Annotated in this window: 21 protein-coding genes and 1 tRNA gene; 19 read left to right on the forward strand and 3 right to left on the reverse strand. The window is 66.7% G+C overall.

What is annotated here, in order from left to right:
- Positions 1 to 99 precede the first annotated feature (99 nt).
- Positions 100 to 960 (reverse strand): pyridoxal kinase PdxY, encoded by an 861-nt coding sequence (gene pdxY, locus AC5LXX_RS05710; protein ID WP_124456542.1) that lies wholly within the window; start codon positions 958 to 960, stop codon positions 100 to 102.
- Between the two features lie 174 nt (positions 961 to 1,134).
- Here pdxY and AC5LXX_RS05715 point away from each other — a divergent pair, with 174 nt between their 5' ends.
- Positions 1,135 to 2,196, forward strand: a complete 1,062-nt coding sequence (locus AC5LXX_RS05715) for an alpha/beta fold hydrolase (protein ID WP_493410757.1) — start codon at positions 1,135 to 1,137, stop codon at positions 2,194 to 2,196.
- Positions 2,197 to 2,232: 36 nt separating this feature from the next.
- Here AC5LXX_RS05715 and AC5LXX_RS05720 read toward each other — a convergent pair whose 3' ends face one another.
- The gene (locus tag AC5LXX_RS05720) at positions 2,233 to 2,379 is read right to left on the reverse strand and encodes a hypothetical protein (RefSeq protein ID WP_185658282.1); all 147 of its coding nucleotides are present in this window, start codon (positions 2,377 to 2,379) and stop codon (positions 2,233 to 2,235) included.
- Here AC5LXX_RS05720 and AC5LXX_RS05725 point away from each other — a divergent pair.
- From AC5LXX_RS05725 to AC5LXX_RS05810, 18 genes are all read left to right on the forward strand, one after another.
- Positions 2,353 to 2,452 (forward strand) — tRNA-OTHER (locus tag AC5LXX_RS05725). The genes AC5LXX_RS05720 and AC5LXX_RS05725 overlap by 27 nt on opposite strands.
- Positions 2,416 to 3,360, forward strand: coding sequence for a hypothetical protein (locus AC5LXX_RS05730; RefSeq protein WP_493410758.1), 945 nt, complete (start codon positions 2,416 to 2,418; stop codon positions 3,358 to 3,360). Before AC5LXX_RS05725 ends, AC5LXX_RS05730 begins: the two co-directional genes overlap by 37 nt.
- 512 nt (positions 3,361 to 3,872) lie before the next feature.
- Positions 3,873 to 5,048 carry a bacteriohopanetetrol glucosamine biosynthesis glycosyltransferase HpnI gene (hpnI, locus tag AC5LXX_RS05735; RefSeq protein WP_493410759.1) on the forward strand — a complete coding sequence of 392 codons (1,176 nt, stop codon included), beginning with the start codon at positions 3,873 to 3,875 and terminating at the stop codon, positions 5,046 to 5,048.
- 155 nt (positions 5,049 to 5,203) lie between these two features.
- Positions 5,204 to 6,625 (forward strand): hopanoid biosynthesis associated radical SAM protein HpnJ, encoded by a 1,422-nt coding sequence (gene hpnJ, locus AC5LXX_RS05740; protein ID WP_493410760.1) that lies wholly within the window; start codon positions 5,204 to 5,206, stop codon positions 6,623 to 6,625.
- 3 nt (positions 6,626 to 6,628) lie between these two features.
- Positions 6,629 to 7,513 carry a hopanoid biosynthesis-associated protein HpnK gene (gene hpnK, locus AC5LXX_RS05745; RefSeq protein WP_493410761.1) on the forward strand — a complete coding sequence of 295 codons (885 nt, stop codon included), beginning with the start codon at positions 6,629 to 6,631 and terminating at the stop codon, positions 7,511 to 7,513.
- Positions 7,510 to 8,547 carry a lysylphosphatidylglycerol synthase domain-containing protein gene (locus AC5LXX_RS05750; RefSeq protein WP_493410762.1) on the forward strand — a complete coding sequence of 346 codons (1,038 nt, stop codon included), beginning with the start codon at positions 7,510 to 7,512 and terminating at the stop codon, positions 8,545 to 8,547. The genes hpnK and AC5LXX_RS05750 overlap by 4 nt, the downstream gene beginning before the upstream one ends.
- 87 nt (positions 8,548 to 8,634) lie before the next feature.
- The gene (locus AC5LXX_RS05755; protein ID WP_322083846.1) at positions 8,635 to 9,189 is read left to right on the forward strand and encodes a hypothetical protein; all 555 of its coding nucleotides are present in this window, start codon (positions 8,635 to 8,637) and stop codon (positions 9,187 to 9,189) included.
- A 366-nt stretch (positions 9,190 to 9,555) separates the two neighbouring features.
- Positions 9,556 to 10,245, forward strand: coding sequence for an ABC transporter permease (locus AC5LXX_RS05760; RefSeq protein WP_047900223.1), 690 nt, complete (start codon positions 9,556 to 9,558; stop codon positions 10,243 to 10,245).
- A complete protein-coding gene (locus tag AC5LXX_RS05765; protein ID WP_124456534.1) occupies positions 10,242 to 10,955 on the forward strand; it encodes an ABC transporter permease in 714 nt (237 codons plus the stop codon). The genes AC5LXX_RS05760 and AC5LXX_RS05765 overlap by 4 nt, the downstream gene beginning before the upstream one ends.
- 20 nt (positions 10,956 to 10,975) lie before the next feature.
- Positions 10,976 to 11,770, forward strand: coding sequence for an ABC transporter ATP-binding protein (locus AC5LXX_RS05770; RefSeq protein WP_176046878.1), 795 nt, complete (start codon positions 10,976 to 10,978; stop codon positions 11,768 to 11,770).
- Between the two features lie 22 nt (positions 11,771 to 11,792).
- Positions 11,793 to 12,833 carry a GlxA family transcriptional regulator gene (locus AC5LXX_RS05775; protein ID WP_493410763.1) on the forward strand — a complete coding sequence of 347 codons (1,041 nt, stop codon included), beginning with the start codon at positions 11,793 to 11,795 and terminating at the stop codon, positions 12,831 to 12,833.
- 1,038 nt (positions 12,834 to 13,871) lie between these two features.
- Complete coding sequence (locus AC5LXX_RS05780) at positions 13,872 to 15,104, forward strand: aspartate aminotransferase family protein (RefSeq protein WP_493410764.1); 1,233 nt, start codon at positions 13,872 to 13,874, stop codon at positions 15,102 to 15,104.
- Positions 15,105 to 15,134: 30 nt separating this feature from the next.
- Complete coding sequence (gene aruF, locus AC5LXX_RS05785) at positions 15,135 to 16,187, forward strand: arginine/ornithine succinyltransferase subunit alpha (RefSeq protein WP_493410765.1); 1,053 nt, start codon at positions 15,135 to 15,137, stop codon at positions 16,185 to 16,187.
- A complete protein-coding gene (astA, locus tag AC5LXX_RS05790) occupies positions 16,184 to 17,215 on the forward strand; it encodes an arginine N-succinyltransferase (RefSeq protein WP_493402670.1) in 1,032 nt (343 codons plus the stop codon). Before aruF ends, astA begins: the two co-directional genes overlap by 4 nt.
- A 7-nt stretch (positions 17,216 to 17,222) precedes the next feature.
- Positions 17,223 to 18,686 (forward strand): succinylglutamate-semialdehyde dehydrogenase, encoded by a 1,464-nt coding sequence (astD, locus tag AC5LXX_RS05795; protein ID WP_493410766.1) that lies wholly within the window; start codon positions 17,223 to 17,225, stop codon positions 18,684 to 18,686.
- A 14-nt stretch (positions 18,687 to 18,700) separates the two neighbouring features.
- A complete protein-coding gene (astB, locus tag AC5LXX_RS05800) occupies positions 18,701 to 20,041 on the forward strand; it encodes an N-succinylarginine dihydrolase (RefSeq protein ID WP_493410767.1) in 1,341 nt (446 codons plus the stop codon).
- A gap of 7 nt (positions 20,042 to 20,048) precedes the next feature.
- Complete coding sequence (gene astE, locus AC5LXX_RS05805) at positions 20,049 to 21,107, forward strand: succinylglutamate desuccinylase (protein WP_493411086.1); 1,059 nt, start codon at positions 20,049 to 20,051, stop codon at positions 21,105 to 21,107.
- Between the two features lie 278 nt (positions 21,108 to 21,385).
- On the forward strand, positions 21,386 to 22,180 hold the full coding sequence (locus AC5LXX_RS05810; RefSeq protein ID WP_493402673.1) for an ABC transporter substrate-binding protein: 795 nt from the start codon (positions 21,386 to 21,388) through the stop codon (positions 22,178 to 22,180).
- 118 nt (positions 22,181 to 22,298) lie between these two features.
- Here the strand turns inward: AC5LXX_RS05810 and AC5LXX_RS05815 are convergent, their stop codons facing one another.
- Positions 22,299 to 23,789: an HDOD domain-containing protein gene (locus AC5LXX_RS05815; protein WP_493410768.1), complete on the reverse strand. Its 1,491-nt coding sequence runs from the start codon at positions 23,787 to 23,789 to the stop codon at positions 22,299 to 22,301.
- Positions 23,790 to 23,794: the final 5 nt, after the last annotated feature.

The following is a 23,794-nucleotide window of genomic DNA, read 5'->3' on the forward strand; positions in this document are numbered from 1 at the left end:
ACGCAGGGCGTCTGCGGTCATGGAGCGGCAGGGAAAGCAGGGAAAGCAAGACAGCGGGAAAGCAGGACAGCAGGACAGCAGGACAGCGGTACCAGTGCCTCAGGCGTCGGTCACCCACGCGCCGAACCATTCGCTCGGGCGGGCGATCTCGTCCTGCGCGGCGATGAGTTCGAGTTCGTAGCGGCGCGCATCGTAGGTGGCCTTCACGACCGCATGCACGGCCGCGAGCGTGTGTTCGAACGCGGCGCGCACCGAGTCGCCGCGCAGCCGACGTGCGACGAAGATCGCGCTGGTCAGGTCGCCGACGCCGACCGGATGCCGAGGAAACGCGTACAGCGGGCGCTGGCCGATCCACGCTTCGGTTTCGGTGACGGCGAGCATGTTGAACCGGTCGGCCGGACTGTTGCGGTCGTGCAGGTGCTTGACGAGGATGATCTGCGGGCCGCGACGGATCAGCGCGCGGCACGCGTCGACGGCTTCGGCGACGGTTTCGATGCGCCGCCCGACGAGCTTCTGCAGCTCGGTGTGGTTCGGCGACATGCCGTCCGCGAGCGCCGGCACCTCCTGCACGATGAATTCCTCGACGCCGGGCTCGGGCCGGATGCCGCCCGTCTGGCCCATCGCGGGATCGCAGAAGTACCACGCGTCCGGATTCATCGCCTTCACCGAGCGGACGATCTCGACGGCCGCGCGCGCCTGCGGCGGCGACCCGAGGAAGCCGGACAGCACGGCGTCGCAGCGCTTGAGCGCACCGATCGCGGCAATGCCGTCGACGAGCTGTTCCATCTTCGCGGCATCGATCGCGCTGCCGGCCCAATGGCCGTACTGCATGTGATTCGACAGCTGGACGGTGTTGAGCGGCCAGACGTTAACGCCGAGGCGCTGCATCGGGAACACGGCCGCACTGTTGCCGGCATGGCCGTAGATGACGTGCGACTGAATGCTGAGGACGTTTTTCATGGGAAGCGCCTGCACGCGTTTCAGGGTCACGTCACACGATACCCGAGTTCGTCGCACGCGCGGAAGTCGCGCGGCCCCGGAGTGTTGCGCGCCGTCGTCAGCCCGACCGCGTAGAATCGCGGGGCGCGAGGCGGCCCCGCTTGCCCGCGTGCGTCCCCAATCACCGTGATCGCCATGCTTTCGATTTGCAAGATGCTGTCTGTTGTACGCGCTGTCGTGCTCGGCGCGGCTGCCGCCGCCGTGTGCGCGCTGCCTGTCGCGGCCGTCGGCGCGACGCCCGCCGGCAACGACGGGCCCGCGTACGGCCCGCGCCTGGAAGGCTTCACCTATCCGGCGCCCGTGCACCTGTACACGTTCGTGTCGCAGCGCGAAACGCTCGAGATGGCGTTTCTCGACGTGCAGCCTGCGCACCCGAACGGCCGCACCGTCGTGCTGCTGCACGGGAAGAACTTTTGCGCGGCCACCTGGGAGGACACGATCGGTGTGTTGAGCCGTGCCGGCTACCGCGTGATCGCACCGGACCAGATCGGCTTCTGCAAGTCGTCGAAGCCCGAGCGCTATCAGTACACGTTCCAGCAACTCGCGCGCAACACGCATGCGCTGCTCGAATCGATCGGTGTGAAGTCGGCGACGATCGTCGGCCATTCGACCGGCGGGATGCTCGCGATCCGCTATGCGCTGATGTATCCGAAGGCGACCGACCAGCTCGTGCTCGTGAACCCGATCGGCCTCGAGGACTGGAAGGCGCTCGGCGTGCCGCCGCTGTCGGTCGACTACTGGTATGCGCGCGAGCAGAAGACGACGGCCGACGGCATCCGCCGCTATGAGCAGGCCACGTACTACGCGGGCAAGTGGTCGCCGTCGTACGAGCGCTGGGTGCAGATGCTGGCCGGCATGTATCGCGGCGCCGGCCGTGACGCGGTCGCGTGGAATTCCGCGCTGATCTACGACATGATCCTCACGCAGCCGGTGGTCTACGAACTCGGCGCGATCCGCGTGCCGACGCTGCTGATGATCGGCGACAAGGACACGACCGCGATCGGCAAGGACGTTGCACCGCCAGACGTGCACGCGAAGCTCGGTCGCTATCCGGAACTCGCGAAGCGCACGCAGGCGGCGATCCCCGGTGCGCAGCTCGTCGAATTCCCGGCGCTCGGGCACGCGCCGCAGATCCAGGACCCGGACGCGTTCCACAAGGCGCTGCTCGACGGGCTGGACGCCGTGCACCCGCAGTAACGCAGGGCAGGCCGCCGGCGGCGCGCGGCCGTGCCGTCAGCGCGCCTCGTTCGCGAGCTCGTCGCGAATCTGCGCGGTCAGTTCGAACGAGCGCAGCCGCGCGGCGTGATCGTAGATCTGCGCGGTGACGATCAGCTCGTCGGCGCCGGTCTGCGCGATGCGGTCGCGCAGCTTGTCGCGCACCGTGTCGCGCGAGCCGACGGCCGCGAACGACAGCGAATGCGCGACGGTCGCGAGTTCGAGCTCGTTCGCCTCGAGCACGTCGACGGGCGGCGGCAGCTTGCCCGGCGTACCGCGCCGCAAGTTGATGAACTGCTGCTGCAGCGACGTGAACAGGCGCCGTGCCTCGTCGTCGGTATCCGCCGCGAACACGTTGACGCCGACCATCGCGTGCGGCTTGGGCCACGCGGCCGACGGCCGGTACTGCGCGCGATAGATCTCGAGCGCCCGCATCAGGTAGTCCGGCGCGAAGTGCGACGCGAATGCGAACGGCAGCCCGAGCATCGCGGCGAGCTGGGCACTGAACAAACTCGAACCCAGCAGCCACACCGGCACGTCGAGCCCCGCGCCTGGCACCGCACGCACGCGCTGGCCGGGCACCGGCTCCGCGAAATAGCGCTGCAGCTCGGCGACGTCGTCCGGAAACGAGTCGGCGCTGCCGATCAGGTCGCGGCGCAGCGCGCGCGACGTGGTCTGGTCGGTGCCGGGCGCGCGGCCGAGGCCGAGGTCGATGCGCCCCGGATACAGCGAGGCCAGCGTGCCGAACTGCTCGGCGATCACGAGCGGCGCGTGGTTCGGCAGCATGATGCCGCCCGAGCCCACGCGGATCGTCTGCGTCGCGCCCGCGACATGACCGATCACGACGGCGGTGGCCGCGCTCGCGATGCCCGGCATGTTGTGATGCTCGGCCAGCCAGTAGCGCCGGTAGCCCCAGCGTTCCGCGTGCTGGGCGAGATCGACGGTGTTGCGGAACGCCTGGGAGGCGTCGGCGCCGGCCGGAATGGGGGCGAGATCGAGTACGGAAAACGGTGTCATCGGGTGGCCTTCGAATGGGGGAGCGCGGTGATGCGCGTACGCAACAAATGCCAAGGATTTTGCCAAAGGGTTCCGGAACGTGCTGGCGACGCGCCGATACCCATGCGCCTTACAGGGACGCAGGGTTGACTACCTCGATTGTTGCAAAAATCCACCCAATCGCAGATTAATTACCAATCTTTACGGCGATTGGACGTGAATCCGCATCGACCTACAAATTTGCACGAAACGTTTGATTTTCAAGACTGCAATACGCCTGCAAACTGCTTACGCTAATGTGAACGTGGCCGTGCCGATAAGGTTCGTCGACGACTCAGCTTTGCCGGAATTGCACCAGTCCGTTTCGCGTAGTGCCGAGCGCGGGGTGCCGCGGACTGCTAAAATCCGGCGCCTGCCCATGTTGTGCCGATGGTAGCCATTCGAGTCTTCCCGCATCCCGTCCTCCGGGCATTGTGCGGAGAGAAGCCACGCGAAGCCGGGCTTGGCCGTACCCGAACGAAGGGTCGTGCTTCCCCCATTACAGACGCTGCTGGAACAAGGAGTCGGGTCGTGCCCGCGTTCGTCGTAGTCGGAATACCGCATCACGCTCAATCACGCTCGAGCGTTCTCCATGGCGTTCAGGTCGCCGGGAGGCGTTGCGCATGACGCCAACCGCCACGCTGCTCGACTGGTTGCTGATCGCGTTCACGCTGGCCGCGGCCGGCTATGCGCTCGCCGCCGCGTTTGCCCCGCGGCCGCGTACGCCGCGCACCGCTGCGCGCGACGGTTTCGAGCCGGTCAGCGTGCTCAAGCCGCTGTGCGGCGCGGAGCCGCACCTGTACGAAAACCTCGCGACGTTCTGCGAGCAGCGCCATCCGCGCTACGAGGTGCTGTTCGGCGTCGCGTCGCCGGCCGATCCGGCGATCGCCGTCGTCGAGCGGCTGCGCGCCGACTATCCCGAGTGCGACATCACGCTGGTGATCGACGCGCGCGTGCACGGCAAGAACCTGAAGGTCAGCAACCTGATCAATCTCGCCGCACGCGCGAAATACGGCCGCATCGTGATCGCGGACAGCGACATCGCGGTGCAGCCCGACTATCTGGAGCGCGTGACGGCGCCGCTCGCCGACGTGTCGGTCGGTGTCGTCACGTGCCTGTATCATGCGCGCAGCGTCGGCGGGTTCTGGACGCGGATCGGCGCACAGTTCGTCGACGCGTGGTTCGCGCCGTCGGTGCGGATCACGCACCTCGGCCGCTCGAGCCGCTTCGGCTTCGGCGCGACGCTCGCGCTGACGCGCGACACGCTCGATCGGATCGGCGGCTTTTTCGCGCTGAAGGACGAGCTGGCCGACGATTTCTGGCTGGCCGAATTGCCGCGACGCCTCGGGCGGCGCACCGTGCTGTCGGAGGTCGAGGTCGCGACCGACGTGATCGAGCCGTCGTTCGGGCCGCTGTGGCACCGCGAGACGCGCTGGCTGCGCACGATCCGTTCGCTGAACCCGGCCGGCTTCGCGTTCCTGTTCATTACGTTTACGGTGCCGTGGCTCGCGATCGGTGCGGCGCTCGCACTGCGTCTCGACGGCACCTTCGCCGGCACGCTGGCGGGCGGGGCGGCCGTGGTCGGCGCATTCGGGCGGCTCGTGCTGCATGCGCGCGGCGAAGATGGCTGGCGCGCGTTCTGGCGCGACCTGCCGCTCGTCGCGGTGCGCGACACGCTGCTCGCGCTCGAATGGCTCGCGGCCGCGTTCGGCACGCACGTCGTGTGGCGCGGCGCAAGGATGACGGTCGTCGGCGGCAAACGCGCGACGGCTGCAGTGGAAGCAGTGGACGGCCGCTAGGGCCGTCGCTCGAACCCGGCCCGACGGCCGAGACGCGCTGCGCGACGAAGCCGCGCGGCGCGACATGACAGAGAGGCGGGCGCCGGCATGGCGGCCCGCGGTTTTTTGACTGAATCGTTGTGACGAATCGAACTATGCAGGCTACCGGAGCATTCATGAAAACGCTGTTCTTGCAGGCCCCTTCGTATGACGGCTTCGACGGCGGAGCCGGCTCGCGCTATCAGGCGAAGCGCGAAATCCGTTCCTTCTGGTATCCGACGTGGCTCGCGCAGCCGGCCGCGCTCGTGCCGGGCAGCCGCGTCCTCGATGCGCCGGCCGACGGCCTGTCGGTCGAGGAAACGCTGAAGATCGCCAACGACTACGACCTCGTGATCATCCACACGAGCACGCCGTCGTTCCCGACCGACGCGATGTTCGCGCAGGATCTCAAGAAGATGAAGCCGTCGATGCTGGTCGGCATGGTGGGCGCGAAGGTGATGGTCGATCCGCACAACTCGCTCACGGCGAGCGAGGCCATCGACTTCGTGTGCCGCGAGGAATTCGACTACACCTGCAAGGAAATCGCGGAAGGCAAGCCGTTCCCCGAGATCAAGGGCTTGAGCTGGCGCGCGAAGGACGGCTCGATCGAGCACAACGAAGCGCGTCCGATCCTCGAGAACATGGACGAACTGCCGTTCGTCGCGCCCGTCTACAAGCGCGACCTGAAGATCGACAACTACTTCATCGGCTACCTGAACTATCCGTACGTATCGATCTACACGGGCCGCGGCTGCAAGTCGCGCTGCACGTTCTGCCTGTGGCCGCAGACGGTCAGCGGCCATCGCTACCGCACGCGTTCGGTCGAGAACGTGCTCGCGGAAGCGAAGTGGATCCGCGACAACATGCCGGAAGTGAAGGAACTGATGTTCGACGACGACACCTTCACCGACGACCTGCCGCGCGCCGAAGCGATCGCCATCGGCCTGGGCAAGCTCGGCATCACGTGGTCGTGCAACGCGAAGGCCAACGTGCCGTACAAGTCGCTGAAGATCATGAAGGAAAACGGCCTGCGCCTGCTGCTGGTCGGCTTCGAATCCGGCGACGACCAGATCCTCGTGAACATCAAGAAGGGCGTGCGCACCGATTTCGCGCGCCGCTTCAGCGCGGACTGCAAGAAGCTCGGCATCAAGATCCACGGCACCTTCATCCTCGGCCTGCCGGGCGAGACGCAGGAAACCATCAAGAAGACGATCGAGTACGCGAAGGAAATCAATCCGCACACGATCCAGGTCTCGCTCGCCGCGCCGTATCCGGGCACGACGCTCTACAAGCAGGCCGTCGAGAACGGCTGGATGGAAGAGAACAAGACGATCAACCTGGTGAGCAAGGAAGGCGTGCAGCTCGCGGCAATCGGCTATGCGCACCTGTCGCGCGACGAGATCTATCACCATCTCGAGCAGTTCTATCGCCAGTTCTACTTCCGTCCGTCGAAGATCTGGGAAATCGTGCGCGAGATGCTGACGAGCTGGGACATGATGAAGCGCCGCCTACGCGAAGGCGTCGAGTTCTTCCGCTTCCTGCGCGCGCACGAGGCGTAATCCGTGGCGACGCAGCCGGCGGCGCGGGCGCTGATCTTCACCGCGGACGACTTCGGGCTGCACCCGCGCGTCAACGCGGCGGTCGAGCGTGCGCACCGCGACGGCGTGCTGAACGCCGCGAGCCTGATGGTCGGTGCGAGCGCCGCGCAGGATGCGATCGACCGCGCGCGGCGGCTGCCGTCGCTCGCGGTCGGCCTGCACCTGGTGCTCGCGGACGGGCCGGCCACGCTGCCCGCGCATGAGATTCCCGCGCTCGTCGGCGCCGACGGGCGGTTCGGCGACGCGATGGCGAAGGACGGCTGCCGCTTCTTCTTCCTGCCGCACGTTCGCGCGCAGCTGCGCCGCGAGATCCGTGCGCAGTTCGATGCGTTCGCGGCGAGCGGCCTGCCGCTCGACCACGTGAACGCGCACAAGCACTTCCACCTGCATCCGACCGTGCTGTCGATGATCATCGAGATCGGCCGCGACTACGGGCTGCGCGCGGTGCGGTTGCCGTACGAGACGAGCGCGCCCGCGCTGCTCAAGCCGTGGATCGCGCTCGTGCGTGCGCGGCTCGACCGCGCGGGGCTCGCGCACAACGACTACGTCGTCGGGATCGAGCATACGGGCGCGATGGACGAGGCCGTGCTGCTCGACGCGCTCGCGAAGCTGCCGCCGGGCGTCGGCGAGATCTACTGCCATCCGGCCGAGGCCGGCGACGGCCCGATCACGCCGACGATGGCCGGCTACCGTCCGGTCGACGAACTCGATGCGCTGCTGTCGCCGCGCGTCGCGGCCGCGTTGAAGGCGGCGGGCGTCGCGACCGGCGGCTTTGCCGACGTATTCGGCCAGCCTGCGGCACGTCGCGGCGCGCAAGCGTCGCGTGCACCGGGAGCGCAGCCGTCATGAGCAAGTGGATCAAGTGGCTCGGCTGGCCGATCGGCATCGGCATCCTGCTCGCGCTGGGGTTGCACGAAGGCGTCGGCGACGTGTCGCAGATGCTCGCGCGTGCCGGCTATGCGCTGCTGTGGCTCGTGCCGTTCCACGGGCTGCCGCTGCTGCTCGATGCGTACGCATGGCACCTGCTGCTCGACCGGCGCAGTTCGCTGCCGTTCCTGTGGTGGATCGCGACCGTGCGCGAGGCCGTGAACCGGCTGCTGCCCGTGGTCGGGATCGGCGGCGAGATCGTCGGCATCCGGCTCGCGCGCTGGCAGGTGCCCGACGCGAGCCGCGTGACCGCGTCGGTGATCGTCGAGGTGCTCGTGACGATCGTCGTCCAGTATGCGTTCGCGGCGCTCGGCCTCGTGCTGCTGCTCGCGACGACGGACAACATGGGCGGCGGCACGATCGGCCTCGCGCTGCTGCTGACGCTGCCGTTGCCGGTGCTCGGCGTCGTGCTGATGCGGCGCGGCGGCATCTTCCATGCGATCGAGCGTTTCGCGGGCCGCCTGCTCGGCGATTCGCACCGGCTGCTGCAGGGCGTCGACGGACGCCGGCTCGACGCCGACATCGATTCGCTGATGTCGCGCACGGGCCTGCTGTTCAGCGCATTCTTCTGGCAGCTGGCCGGGTATGTGCTCGGCGCGCTCGAGATCTACTGGGCGCTCGCGCTGCTCGGCCATCCGGTGTCGATCGGCGGCGCGATCGCGATCGAGGCGATGACGCAGGCCGTGCGGCATGCGGCGTTCATGGTGCCGGGCGGGCTCGGCGTGCAGGAGGCGACCGTCGTGCTGCTCGCGCAGATGTTCGGCGTCGACCGCGAGACGGCGTTGTCGCTCGCGGTGGTCAAGCGCGGCCGCGAGGTGCTGTTCGGCTGCCTGGCGCTCGGCTCGTGGCAGCTCGCCGAGCTCGTGCGTACGCGCCGCCGCGTCGGCGCGCCGCGTGCGCCGCAGCCGGCGGGCCGCGTGTCCGAAGCCGAAACGGAAACCGAAACGACGCATTGAACACGAGACGGGCCGTGCGCCCGTCTCGCGCTTTTGGCGTTGCGCGGGTATCCTTGCCGCGTGTTTTCTTCACGCGCATTTCTTCCGATGATTTTCCGATTCCGGCTGCTTTCCGTGACGATGCTGGCCGCCGCGCTGGCGCTAACCGGTTGCGACGACCAAGGCCATCTCGACGTGCAACGTATCAGGGACTTCTTCAACGCGATCAAGCCCGCGCCGCTGCTGCTGAAGGGGCTGAAGGTCGGCGAATCCACCGAGGCCGACGTGCGCGGCACGATGGGCAAGCCCGAGACCGTGCGCGAGTTCACCGACGGCTCGAAGCGCTACGAATATCCGCGCGGCCCGATGGGCAACCAGACCTGGTTCGTCGATCTCGATGCGAACGGGCGCTACACAGGCGCGACGCAGGTGCTGACCGCCGAGAATTTCGCGAAGGTGCGCCCGGGGATGAACGAGGACGAGGTGCGGCGCCTGCTCGGCAAGCCCGGCGACGTCGCGCAGTATCCGCTGAAGCCCGAGACGGTCTGGAGCTGGCGCTGGCTCGAGGACGGCGTCAACACCGACGCGTTCTTCAACGTCCATTTCGGCCCGGACGGGCTTGTCTATACGACTTCGCGCTCCGACATCCTGAAGGGGCGCTGACGGTCACGCGCGGCGCTGCTTCAGCCAGTCGCGCAGCGCGGCGCTCAGGCGCGTCTGCCAGCCGGGGCTGTGGCGGGCCAGGATGTGCCTGTTCGGCCCGATGGCCAGTCCGGCGCTATATCGAAAAAGCGACCGGAAAATTGCAAAAAGTCCGCTTCCCTGCGTGTCATCCGACTGTCAGGAAGCGGCTTTTTTCCTTTGGAAACAGCGGAGTAAGGCCGGGGTGTAAATGGCGGGACTGATTGTTGCGATGCAGCAATCGAGCGCAAGGTGATTTGAGGCAATCAATTTCGCTTGCGACTATCCGCGTCAGCCCGGCGCGGGACAGCATACGCGTCGGCATTCATTCCAACTCTGGAGACGCGCGTGTTCCTTTACGGCTTTGGTCCCGTCCTCTGGGCCGGCACCGTGCAGACCATCGAGCTGTCGGTGCTGTCGCTCGCCACTGCGGTGGCGCTGGGGCTGATCGGCGCGGTGGCGAAGCTGTCGCACAACCGGGTGCTGCGAGCGATCGCGACCGGCTATACGACGCTGATCCGCTCGGTGCCCGATCTTGTGCTGATGCTGCTGCTGTTCTACAGCATCCAGATCTGGCTGAACCAGTTCACCGACCTCGTCGGCTGGAACCAGATCGACATCGACCCGTTCGTGGCCGGCGTGCTGACGCTCGGCTTCATCTACGGCGCGTACTTCACCGAGACCTTCCGCGGCGCGTTCCTGTCGGTGCCGCGCGGCCAGCTCGAGGCCGGCGCGGCTTACGGGATGAGCGGCGCGCGCGTGTTCGTGCGGATCATGTTTCCGCAGATGATGCGCTTCGCGCTGCCGGGCATCGGCAACAACTGGCAGGTGCTCGTGAAGGCGACGGCTCTGGTGTCGATCATCGGCCTCGCGGACGTCGTGAAGGCCGCGCAGGACGCCGGCAAGAGCACATTCAACATGTTCTTCTTCATTCTCGTCGCGGCGCTGATCTACCTCGCGATCACGACCGTTTCCAACCTCGTGCTGATCCAGCTCGAGAAACGTTATTCCATGGGCGTGCGGCACGCAGAACTATGATCGAGATCCTCCAGGAATTCGGCAAGGCGTTCCTTTTCTGGGACGGCCAGCGCCTCTCCGGCCTCGCGGTGACGTTGTGGCTGCTCGTGGCGTCGATCTCGCTCGGCTTCGTGTGCGCGGTGCCGCTCGCGGTTGCGCGCGTGTCGCGGAAGAAGTGGGTGTCGATGCCGGTGCGGTTCTACACGTACGTGTTTCGCGGCACGCCGCTCTACGTGCAGCTGCTGCTGATGTACACGGGCATGTACAGCCTCGAGTTCGTGCGGTCGCATTCGCTGCTCGACGCGTTCTTCCGCAGCGGTTTCAACTGCGCGATTCTCGCGTTCGCACTGAACACCTGCGCGTACACGACCGAGATCTTCGCCGGCGCGATCCGGGCGATTCCGCACGGCGAGGTCGAGGCGGCGCGCGCGTACGGGATGTCGCCGTTCACGATGTACCGCCGCGTGATCCTGCCGTCGGCGCTGCGCCGTGCGTTGCCGCTGTACAGCAACGAGGTGATCCTGATGCTGCACGCGACGACCGTGGCGTTCACGGCGACCGTGCCGGACATCCTGAAGGTCGCGCGTGATGCGAATTCCGCGACCTACATGGCGTTCCAGTCGTTCGGAATCGCCGCGCTGATCTATCTTGCGGTATCGTTCGCACTCGTCGCGGCGTTTCGCCGCGCGGAGCGCCACTGGCTCGCGTATCTCGCGGCCGCCCGTCATTGATTCACTTCGAGGAGAGCCAGTTGGCCGAGATCACTCAAACGAACGGTGCCACCAAGCTTGCGGCGCTCGACATCCACAAGCGCTATGGCGACAACGAGGTGCTCAAGGGCGTGTCGTTGAACGCGAAGGCCGGTGACGTCATCAGCATCATCGGTGCGAGCGGCTCGGGCAAGAGCACGTTCCTGCGCTGCATCAACTTCCTCGAGCGGCCGAATGCGGGGCAGATCGTCGTCGACGGCGAGGCCGTGCGTACGAAGGCCGACCGTGCCGGCGCGCTCGAAGTCGCCGATCACAAGCAGTTGCAGCGTATCCGCACGAAGCTCGCGATGGTGTTCCAGCACTTCAATCTGTGGGCGCACATGAACGTGCTCGAGAACGTGATGGAGGCGCCCGTGCACGTGCTCGGCATTTCGAAGAAGGAAGCCGAGGAGCGGGCGCGCGAGTACCTGGAGAAGGTCGGCCTGCCGCCGCGTGTCGAGAAGCAGTATCCGTCGCATTTGTCGGGCGGCCAGCAGCAGCGCGTGGCGATTGCGCGTGCGCTCGCGATGCATCCCGACGTGATGCTGTTCGACGAGCCGACGTCGGCGCTCGACCCGGAGCTGGTGGGCGAAGTGCTGAAGGTGATGCAGAAGCTGGCCGAGGAAGGCCGCACGATGATCGTCGTGACGCACGAGATGGGTTTCGCGCGCAACGTGTCGAATCATGTGATGTTCCTGCATCAGGGGCGGACCGAGGAAGAGGGCGATCCGAAGGAGGTGCTGGTGCGCCCGCAGAGCGAGCGGCTCAAGCAGTTCCTGTCGGGCAGTCTCAAGTAACGCGACGGGACAGGTTTCAGACGTGGTACCGGTGTCTCGTCCCGCAGGCGCCACCCGCACGACGCAGGTGGCGATCGTTGCATTGCCGCCCGTGTCGATGTCGGGTGTGGGTCCGATCGTCGATGCGTTGAACCTGGCGAACGAGATCGATGGGCGGTTGTTGTACCGCTGGCAGGTCTGTTCTTGGGACGGGCGGCCCGTGCCGCTCGCGGGTGGTGCGCAGTGGCATGCCGATGCGGCGTTCAACGATGCGATCGCGTGCGACTGGCTGATCGTCGTGACGGAGCGGTTTCAGCAGTTTGCCGATTACCGGTTGTTTCTCGCGAGTCTCGCGCGGGTGGGGCAGCGGACGCCCGTCGTCACTGGCATTCACCACGGCGTGTGGTGGCTCGCGATGGCCGGGCAGCTGTCCGGGTATCGCGTGAGCGTGAACTGGGAGACGTATCAGCAGTTCGCCGAGCAGTTCGAGCGGTCGATCGTCACGCAGCAGATCTTCGAGATCGATCGCGATCGGGCGACCTGTGCGGGTGGGCAGGCTACCGTGGATTTCATGCTGGCCATGATTGGCCTGGAACATGGGGCGGATCTCGCGGAGCGGATTGCCGATGCGCTCGGCGTTGGCGCTTTGCGCAGCGGCGAAGAACGACAGCGGATTCCCTTTGTCACCGCGCCCGGCGAGCGGCATCCTCGGTTGAATGACGCATTGCTGCTCATGGAAGCCAATGTCGAGGATCCTCTGACTACCGATGAAATCGCCGAGCTGGTCGGCGTTTCACGCCGGCAGTTGGAGCGGCTCTTTCGACAGTATCTCGGGGCGATGCCCTCCAAGTATTACCTCAATCTGCGGTTGCTCAAGGCTCGCACTCAGTTGCAGCGGACCAGCAAGTCTGTCGTTCAAGTTTCTCTCGCCTGTGGGTTTTCTTCTGCTGCGCACTTTTCTAATGCTTATCGGGAAAGGTTTGGGGTCACGCCTCGGGAGGATCGGCGAGCTTGGCTCGAGAAGCAGACGGGTGGCGGCAGTGAACCTCGTGGTGGGGCGCTCGTCGAGCGCGGGAAGGATTGAGGTTTGGTTTTGACTTGGTTTGGTTTGGCGGTCTGCCCGCGGTTGGCGTGAAGCACCTGCAATCGTGTCGGTCTATTAGCGTCGCCCCTCCGCGGGGCAGCGGTCACTTTTCTTTGTCTTGCCAAAGAAAAGTAACCAAAAGAAAGGCGCTCAGATCACGCATGACTTACCGGTGCCATCGCCAACAGAGTGGCCACCATCTAAGTGTCCGCGCCAGTCAGGAACCCGGAGTGGTTCGAGCAATGGTTCTGACATCTCTCGCTACCCCACGGAGTGGTATACCTCCCGCTAGCTCCATCCTCGCTACGCTCGGCTGCAAGGTACTTCAGGGCGGGCGGTTGCGTTCGTGCTTCCTGCATGAGATGTCGACTGCCAGGCACTTTTTCGGCTCTCCACATTTGTGTGACTGGATCGTTTGACGAACAGTGTCTTCGCGAGACGATGTGTTTGCGTCCCCCATTTTTCTCGCGGGCAGAGCAGCGAATTCTCCGTTTATCGAAAGTACGTTGAGGGGTGATATTGGTATTGGTTGGGATGGACCTGTCGTCCGAGCGAAGCGAGGACGGAGCTAGCGGGCGGTATACCGCTCTGTTGTGTAGGCAGTGGTGTCAGAACCATTGCTCGAACCACTCCGGGTTCCTGACTGGCGCGGACACTTAGATGGTGGCCACTCTGTTGGCGATGGCACCGGTAAGTCATGCGTGATCTGAGCGCCTTTCTTTTGGTTACTTTTCTTTGGCAAGACAAAGAAAAGTGACCGCTGCCCCGCGGAGGGGCGACGCTAATAGACCGACACGATTGCAGGTGCTTCGCGATTGCAGGTGCTTCACGATTGCAGGTGCTTCACGCCCCCGGAAGCAAGCCCCAGACAAGCCAGAAAAAGCCCCAAAATACCGACACGGCGTAGCCGCCCCCCGCCCCGGGAGGGCAAAACCCAAACCTTCCGATAGAACCCGTCGCAAATCTGCAAGACGCTTGCGTCGCCCTTACCTAAACTTGATCCTGTTGAACCCTCTTACGAAACCGAAAGGAACGACCATGACGACCTCGACCGTGAACCGCCAGACATTCGACGAAGTGATGGTGCCGGTATTTTCCCCCGCCCCGTTCGTGCCGGATCGCGCAGAGGGCTCCCGCGTGTGGGACACGGCTGGCCGCGAGTACATCGATTTCGCGTGCGGCATCGCAGTAACGTCCCTCGGCCACGGCCACCCGGAACTGCTGAAAGTCCTGGACGAACAAAGCCGCAAGCTCTGGCACATCGGCAACGGCTACACCAACGAACCGGTGCTGCGCCTCGCGAAGCGCCTCGAATCGCTGACCTTCGCCGACCGCGCATTCTTCGCGAACTCGGGCGCGGAAGCGAACGAAGCGGCCCTGAAACTCGCACGCCGCGTCGCGTTCGACCGCCACGGCGCCGATAAAGCAGAAATCATCTCGTTCGTGCAGTCGTTCCACGGCCGCACGTTCTTCACGGTCAGCGTCGGCGGCCAGCCGAAATACTCGGAAGGCTTCGGCCCCGTGCCGGCCGGCATCAAGCACCTGCCGTACAACGACATCGAAGCCGCAAAGGCCGCGATCGGCCCGCAAACCTGTGCCGTGATCGTCGAGCCCGTGCAAGGCGAAGGCGGCGTGATCCCCGCCGATCCGGCCTTCCTGAAGGCACTGCGCGAAGCGTGCGACGCACACGGCGCACTGCTGATTTTCGACGAAGTGCAAACGGGCGTGGGTCGCACGGGCCAGTTCTACGCGTACATGGACACGGGCGTCACGCCGGACATCCTGACGACCGCGAAGGCACTTGGCAACGGCTTCCCGATCGGCGCGATGCTGACGACCAACGAGCTCGCCGCACACTTCAAGGTCGGCGTGCACGGCACGACGTACGGCGGCAACCCGCTCGCATCGGCGATCGCCGACAAGGTCGTCGAACTGATCGGCGACCCGGCACTGCTCGAAGGCGTGCGCGAACGCAGCGTGCGCCTGAAGGGCGCGCTCGAACGCATCAACGCACGCTTCGGCATCTTCAAGGACGTGCGCGGCAAGGGCCTGCTGGTCGGCGCGGAACTCACCACCGCATTCGACGGCCGCGCGAAGGACTTCGTCACGGCCGCCGCCGAGAACGGCCTGATCATGCTGATCGCCGGCCCGAACGTGCTGCGCTTCGTCCCGTCGCTGGTGATCCCGTTCGACCTGCTCGACGAAGGCATGAAGCGCTTCGAGAAGGCAGTCGAACAAGTGCTCGCCGCACAGGAAGCCACCGCGCGCTGATCGGCGCCCCCATCGCAGACAGGAACGACGATGCTATTTGTTCGCCCCGGCAAACTCACGGATCTCGATGCGCTCGCGCACATGGCGCGCACCGCGCAGCCGGTCCTGCACTCGCTGCCGCACGACCGCGCCGCGCTCGAAGCGCGCGTGGCGCTCTCCGAGGATTCGTTTCGCGCGGACGTCGACTTCGCCGGCGAAGAGTTCTACCTCTTCGTGCTCGAGGATTCGTCGACCGGCAAGCTGCTCGGCACGGCAAGCATCGTGGCCGCGGCCGGCTACTCGGAACCGTTCTACGCGTTCCGCAACGACGCACTGATCCACGCGTCGCGCGAACTGCACGTGAACCGCAAGATCCACGCGCTCACGATGTCGCACGAGCTGACCGGCAAGAGCCGGCTCGCGGGTTTCTACGTCGATCCGTCGCTGCGCGGCGACGCGGCCGCGCACCTGATCTCGCGCGCCCGGATGATGTACATCGCCGCGAACCGCCGCCGCTTCACGCCGGAAGTGTTCACGCTGCTGCTCGGCGTGAGCGACGGCACCGGCGCATCGCCGTTCTGGGAAGCAGTGGGGCGCAAGTTCTTCGGCCGCAACTTCACCGACGTCGACATCGCGTCGGGCGGCCGCAGCCGCACGTTCATCGCGGAAGTGATGCCGGCCTATCCGCTCTACGTGCCGCTGCTGCCGGAAGCCGCGCAGCGCGTGCTCGGCGAGCCGAACGAAACGGCCTTGCTCGCGTACGACATCCATCTCGAGGAAGGCTTCGAGCCCGACCGCTTCGTCGACATCTTCGACGCAGGCCCGGTGCTGACCGCGCAGGTCGATCGCACCGCATGCGTGAAGCAGGCGTCGGAGCGTGTCGTGCGCGAGGCCGCGCACCAGCAGGGCGACGTCGCCTACATGGTGTCGACGGGCAGCGGCGAATCGTTCCGCTGCGTGCTGGCCGACCTGCCGGGCGATACGCCCGATGCACCGCTGGCAGGCGACGTGCGCGCGGCGCTCGATGTGAAGGATGGCGATGTCGTGCGCTGCGTGCCGCTGCACCGTCGCGACGATGAAGATTTGAAGGGAGACGCAGCATGATCGTCGTTCGGGTCGTACAAACGGGCGACGTCGACGCGCTCGTGTCGCTCGCGAAGGAAACCGGGCCGGGCCTGACCACGTTCAAGCCCGACCGCGACGCGCTCGCCGCGCGCATCGAACGCTCGCGCCGCACGCTCGACGGGCAGGCCGCGCCGGGCGAAGCCGGCTACTTCTTCGTGATGGAAGATTCGAAGACGGGCGACATCGCGGGCGTGTGCGGGATCGAAACGCAGGTCGGCCTCGAACAGCCGTTCTACAACTACCGCGTGAGCACGGTCGTGCACGCGAGCCAGGAACTCGGCGTGTGGACGCGGATGTCCGCGCTGAACATCTCGCACGACCTGACGGGCTACGCGGAAGTGTGCTCGCTGTTCCTGAGCCCACGCTATCGCACGGGCGGCGTCGGCGGCCTGTTGTCGCGCTCGCGCTTCATGTTCATCGCGCAGTTCCGCGAACGCTTCCCGGAACGCATCTGCGCGGAACTGCGCGGCCACTTCGACGAGGACGGCACGTCGCCGTTCTGGCGCGCAGTCGGTTCGCACTTCTACCAGATCGATTTCAACGCAGCCGATTACCTCAGCTCGCACGGCCGCAAGTCGTTCCTCGCGGAACTGATGCCGCGCTACCCGGTGTACGTCGACCTGCTGCCGCAGGACGCGCAGGACGCGGTCGGCCTCACGCACCGCGACACGCTGCCGGCCCGCAAGATGCTCGAAGCGGAAGGGCTGCGCTACCAGAATCACGTCGACATCTTCGACGCGGGCCCCGTGCTCGAATGCCACGTCAACGACCTGCGCACGGTGCGCGAGAGCGTCGTCGTGCCGGTCGCGATCGGCGTGCCCGATGCACGGGACGACGCCCCGAGGTCGCTCGTGTCGAACACGTCGCTCGGCGATTTCCGCGTCGGCGTCGCGCCGGGCGTGGTCGCGAACGGCTCGTTCGTGCTGTCGGCCGACGACGCCGTCGCGCTCGACGTGAAGGCCGGCGATCCGGTCCGCGTGCTGCCGCTCAAAGTCAAACAGGGATAAACGAATCATGACGGAACTCTTCATCGACGGCGCCTGGGTCGCAGGCTCGGGCCCCGTCTTCGCTTCGCGCAACCCGGGCACCGACGAGATCGCATGGCAGGGCGAAAGCGCGTCGGCGGCCGACGTCGACCGCGCGGTCGCGAGCGCGCGCCGCGCATTCGCCGGCTGGTCGGCGCTCGACTTCGAATCGCGCTGCGCGATCGTCAAGCGCTTCGCCGCGTTGCTCAACGAACGCAAGGAAGCGATCGCGACCGCGATCGGCCGCGAGACGGGCAAGCCGCTGTGGGAAGCACGCACCGAAGTCGCGTCGATGGCCGCGAAGGTCGGCATCTCGATCCAGGCATACCAGGAACGCACCGGCGAGAAGCGCCAGGACATGGCCGACGGCGTCGCGGTGCTGCGCCACCGCCCGCACGGCGTCGTCGCGGTATTCGGCCCGTACAACTTCCCTGGCCACTTGCCGAACGGCCATATCGTGCCCGCGCTGATCGCCGGCAACGCGGTCGTGTTCAAGCCGTCGGAGCTCGCACCGGGCGTCGCGCGCGCGACCGTCGAGGTGTGGAACGAAGCCGGGCTGCCGGCCGGCGTGCTGAACCTCGTGCAGGGCGAGAAGGACACGGGCATCGCGCTCGCGAACCATCGGCAGATCGACGGGCTGTTCTTCACGGGCAGCTCCGATACGGGCACGCTGCTGCACAAGCAGTTCGGCGGCCGTCCGGAAATCGTGCTCGCGCTCGAGATGGGCGGCAACAACCCGCTCGTGATCGGCGAAGTCGAGGACATCGACGCGGCCGTGCATCACACGATCCAGTCGGCGTTCCTGTCAGCCGGCCAGCGCTGCACGTGCGCGCGCCGTATCTTCGTGCCGCAGGGCGCGTTCGGCGACCGCTTCCTCGCACGCTTCGCCGACGTCACGTCGAAGATCACGGCCGACGTGTTCGATGCCGATCCGCAGCCGTTCATGGGCGCGGTGATCTCGGCGCGCGCGGCCGCGAAGCTGGTCGACGCGCAGTCGCGCCTGATCGAGCAGGGCGCGAAGCCGATCATCGCGATGACGCAGCGCGATCCGCGCCTCGGCTTCGTGAATGCCGCGATCGTCGATGTGACGGGCGTCGCGAACCTGCCTGACGAAGAGCACTTCGGCCCGCTCGCGCAGATCGTCCGCTACGCGACGTTCGACGAAGCGATCGAGCGCGCGAACGACACGGCGTTCGGCCTGTCCGCCGGCCTGCTGGCCGACGACGAGAAGGCATGGGAACACTTCCGCCACACGATCCGCGCCGGGATCGTCAACTGGAACCGGCCGACCAACGGTGCGTCGTCCGCCGCGCCGTTCGGCGGCACGGGCCGCTCGGGCAACCATCGCCCGAGCGCGTACTACGCGGCCGACTATTGCGCGTATCCGATGGCGTCGGTGGAAAGCACGCAACTGACTTTGCCCGCGAGCCTGTCGCCGGGCCTGCATTTCTGATCGAGGGAACGACGATGAACGCACAAGAAGCCAATTTCGACGGGCTCGTCGGCCCGACCCACAACTACGCCGGGCTGTCGTTCGGCAACGTGGCGTCGCTCAACAACGAGAAGTCGGCCGCGAACCCGAAGGCCGCCGCGAAACAGGGGCTGCGCAAGATGAAGCAACTCGCGGATCTCGGCTTCGCCCAGGGCGTGCTGCCGCCGCAGGAGCGGCCGTCGCTGCGCCTGTTGCGCGAGCTCGGTTTCTCGGGCAAGGACGCGGACGTGATCGCGAAGGCCGCGAAGCAGGCGCCCGAGCTGCTCGCCGCGGCGAGCTCGGCGTCGGCGATGTGGACCGCGAATGCGGCCACCGTCAGCCCGTCGGCCGACACGAGCGACGGCCGCGTGCACTTCACGCCGGCGAACCTGTGCAGCAAGCTGCATCGCGCGATCGAGCACGAAGCCACGCGCCGCACGCTGTCGACGCTGTTCGCCGATCCCGCGCACTTCGCGGTGCATGAAGCGCTGACGGGCACGCCGGCGCTCGGCGACGAAGGCGCGGCGAACCATACGCGCTTTTGCGCCGAATACGGCAAGCCGGGTATCGAGTTCTTCGTGTACGGCCGCGCGGAATACCGCCGCGGGCCCGAGCCGAAGCGCTTCCCGGCACGCCAGACCTTCGAGGCGAGCCGCGCGGTCGCGCATCGCCACGGTCTTGCCGAAGAAGCGACGGTCTACGCGCAGCAGGACCCGGACGTGATCGACGCGGGCGTGTTCCACAACGACGTGATCTCGGTCGGCAACCGCGACACGCTGTTCACGCACGAGCGCGCGTTCGTCAACAAGCAGGCGATCTACGACACGCTGACCGCCGCGCTCGACGCACGCGGCGCGCGCCTGAACGTGATCGAGGTGCCCGATGCGGCCGTGAGCGTGAACGACGCGGTGACGTCGTACCTGTTCAACAGCCAGCTGCTGTCGCGCGCGGACGGCTCGCAAGTGCTCGTCGTGCCGCAGGAATGCCGCGAGAACGCGAACGTCGCCGCCTATCTCGACCAGCTCGCGGCCGGCAACGGCCCGATTCACGACGTGCTCGTGTTCGACCTGCGCGAAAGCATGAAGAACGGCGGCGGCCCCGCGTGCCTGCGCCTGCGCGTCGTGCTGAACGACGCGGAGCGCGCGGCCGTCACGTCGAACGTGTGGATCAACGACACGCTGTTCGCGTCGCTCGACGCGTGGATCGACAAGCACTACCGCGATCGCCTCGCACCGGAGGACCTCGCCGACCCGGCGCTGCTCGACGAATCGCGCACGGCGCTCGACGAACTCACGCAGATCCTGCGCGTCGGTTCGCTGTATGACTTCCAGCGCTGAGGCACGGATGCCGGCCACCGCGCTGCTCGACGACTTTCTCGCGTTCACGCTGGCCGGCAGCACGCCGGCCGAGCGGGAGGGCACCTGTGCGGGCGGCGCGGTGCGCTGGCAATGGCCCGGCGACGGGCTGCTCGTGCTCGAACCGGCCGCGGCCGACGAGGCGGCACGCGCGAGCGTGCTCGTGTCGGCCGGCGTGCACGGCGACGAGACGGCGCCGATCGAGCTGCTGTCGATGCTCGTGCGCGATCTCGCGTCGGGCGCGCTGCCGCTCGCATGCCGGCTGCTCGTCGCGCTCGGCAACGTGCCGGCGATGCGCGCGGGCGAGCGCTATCTCGACGACGACCTGAACCGCCTGTTCAGCGGTCGTCACACGCAGGTGCCCGCGAGCCGCGAGGCGCCGCGCGCCGTGCAGCTCGAAGCGGCCGCTGCCGCGTTCTTCGCGGCCGCGCCGGCGGGCGGCGCGCGCTGGCACATCGACATGCACACGGCGATCCGCGCATCGGTGTTCGAGCAGTTCGCGCTGCTGCCGCACACCGGCACGCCGCCGACGCGCAAGATGGTCGAATGGCTCGGCGATGCGCGCATCGCGGCCGTGCTGCTGCATACCGCGAAGGGCAATACGTATTCGCATTTCACGGCCGAGCACTGCGGCGCGCTTGCGTGCACGCTCGAACTCGGCAAGGTGCGGCCGTTCGGCCAGAACGACCTGGCGCGCTTCGCGCCGGCCGACCGCGCGGTGCGCAAGCTCGTGTCGGGGGCGTGGGGCGGCCATCCGCCGACCGACGCCGACGCGCAGGGCGATCATCCGCCGCTGCCACGCGTCTTCACGGTGATCGACCAGATCACGAAGCAGAGCGACGCGCTCGAGCTGTTCGTCGCGGCCGACGTCGCGAACTTCACCCCATTCGCACGCGGCACGGTGCTCGCGCAGGACGGCGATTACCGCTACACGGTCACGCACGACGAGGAACGGATCGTGTTCCCGAACCCGACCGTGAAGCCGGGGCTGCGCGCGGGCCTGCTCGTGATCGACACGACGCGCGAGACGATCGCGGCACTCGTCTGACCGATCGGCCCGGCCGCATCGACGTGCGGCCTGCCTTGCATATTTGCGACATCGTCTTGCAAGTTCGACGGCCGGCCCGGCCGGTGTCGTATGCGCGCCGCAGCATCGCGCGGCGGCCGCCGCTTTGCCATATCGGGCCGCGTGGATTGGTACAATCGCGGCCTTGCGGCTGTTGCGCCGCATCACGGCGCGGCAGCTATGTTGTCGCGGTCATCTGACCCTGCAATGATGCATGCGCCCGTAGTTCCGGAACATTCGAGTATCGAGGAGAGCACCTGATGAAGTTGGATTGGCGTAAAGTGGCCGCGCATGCGGTGGTGGCGGCATCGGCCGTGGCGGCAGGCAGCACGTTTGCCGCGGATCTGAAGGAGATCCGGTTCGGTGTCGAGGCCTCGTACGCACCGTTCGAATACAAGACGCCCGACGGCAAGCTGACCGGCTTCGACATCGATATCGGCAACGCGGTGTGCGCGAAGCTGAAGACGAAGTGCGTGTGGGTCGAGAACGACTTCGATGGCCTGATCCCCGCGCTGCAGGCGCGCAAGTTCGACGCGATCAACTCGGACATGACGATCACCGACCAGCGCAAGCACGCGATCGCATTCACCGACCCGATCTACACGATTCCGAACCAGCTGATCGCGAAGCAGGGCAGCGGCCTGCTGCCGACCCCGCAGTCGCTGAAGGGCAAGCGCGTCGGCGTGCTGCAGGGCACGATCCAGGAAGCGTACGCGAAGAAGAAGTGGGCGCCGGCCGGCGTTGAAGTCGTGCCGTACCAGACGCAGGACCTGGCGTATGCCGACCTGAAGTCGGGCCGTCTCGACGCGACGTTCCAGGATTCGGAAGCTGGCTCGAAGGGCTTCCTGACGAAGCCGCAAGGCCAGGGCTTCGCGTTCGCGGGCGGCACCGTCAGCGACACCGAGATCCTCGGCTCGGGCGTCGGCTTCGGCCTGCGCAAGAACGACGCGGCGCTGAAGACCGCGCTCGATCAGGCGCTGAAGGACCTGAAGGCCGACGGCACGATCGACAACCTCGCGAAGAAGTACTTCAGCGTGCCCGTCACGCTCAAGTAAGCGTCTCGTTCGAACGCACGATGTAAAAAACCGGCTGCTGATGCGGCCGGTTTGCATTTGTGGCGCAGAAACGGCGAAAACGACGGAAACGACGGAAACGGCGAAAGCGGGCCGGCCGTCAGCCGTGCTGCGCGGGAAAGAACCGGCCCAGTTCGCTCGCGAGCTCGTTGAGGATGCTCATTTCCTGCTGCGAGATCTTGCGGGCCGGCTGCGCGCCGGCCCAGTCGCCGTACAGCAGCGCGACCGTCGTCGCATCGACGCGCACCGGCAGCAGCACGAATGCGCGCGTGTCGTCGAACACGTCGAGATACCACGCGGGCAGGCGCTTGAGCATCTTCGGTTCCTGCGCCTGCTCGATGAAGATGCCGACCGAATTGGTGATCGCGAGATGAAACACGTCGGGCTCGAAGCGCTCGTCGAAGCGCAGCCGGTAGAGGGCGTCGTCGACGCCGGGACCGAAGCCCAGGCGTGCGGCGAACGTGCCGTCGTCGTGCCGGACGAACGTGACGGTGCGCGTGAACGCGAGGCTCGCGAGCAGGCTTTCCGACGCCAGGGCGAGCACCGGCGTCAGCACGTGCTCGGACGGCAGTGCGCGCAGGTCGGCGAGGCCGGCTTCGAGGCACGCCTCGGGTTCGGCCTGCGCGCGCGCGATCGCATCGGCGTTCGCGCGCAGTTCGTCGATCTCGCGCATCACGGTGTCGCTCGCTTCCTCGTGCGCGAGCCGCTCGGCAATCTCGACGAGCGCGTCGGGTTCCGTATCGAGCGCCAGCGCATAGTGCTGCGCGAGCGCCGTGACGTGCGCGTCGCGCTGCGGGCCGTCGGGCATCGCGAGCGCACTCGCGACGTCGGTCGAACAGCGGCTCACCGCACGCAGCCAGTTCACGCGTTCGATCATGTCCTCGTCGGCGGCGAGTTCGCGGCCGAACGCGTCGACCCGGTTCAAGTGGTGATGATCGTCGGCGATGCCGTCCCGGATCATGTCGGGCAGCCGCCAGCGCGTTGCTGCCTCGAGCCCGATCTCGTCGAAGCCGACGCCGAGCACCTCGATGCAGGCGGCCGATTCGTCGCCGTGCAGCTCGGCCGCATGGCGGCGGATCTTGTCCCATTCGCTGTCGAGATAGCAGACGACGAGCAGCTTGCCGACCTGGCGCATCAGCGTGCAGACGACGGCTTCCTCGCCCGCGCGCAGGTCGGCGCGCTCGGTGAGCTTGCGCGCGACGCAGCCGGACAGCAGCGCACGGTTCAGTTCGAGCTTCGCGTCGATGCGCCGCGGCGTGCTGTGATGGAAATGGTCGACGAGCTTCAGCCCGACGACCAGATGGCCGACGGCGTCCATGCCGAGCACCATCAGCGCGCGGGTCACGGTCGTGATGTTGCCGCCGAACGCCATGTACATCGCGGAGTTCGCGAGCCGCAGCACCTTCTGCGTGAGCGCGAAGTCCGACAGCACGACGCGCACGAGCGCGGTGAAGTCGAGGTCGTCGTTCTTCATCGCAGCCATCGTCGCGCGCAGCGATTCCGACAGCAGCGGGAAATCGCCCCGTTCGTTCATCCGGGCCCACAGCTTGTCCAGCAAGGCCGTGCGGGGCATGTGTTCGGTGATTGACATACGGA

Source organism: Burkholderia torrens, from assembly GCF_984668525.1.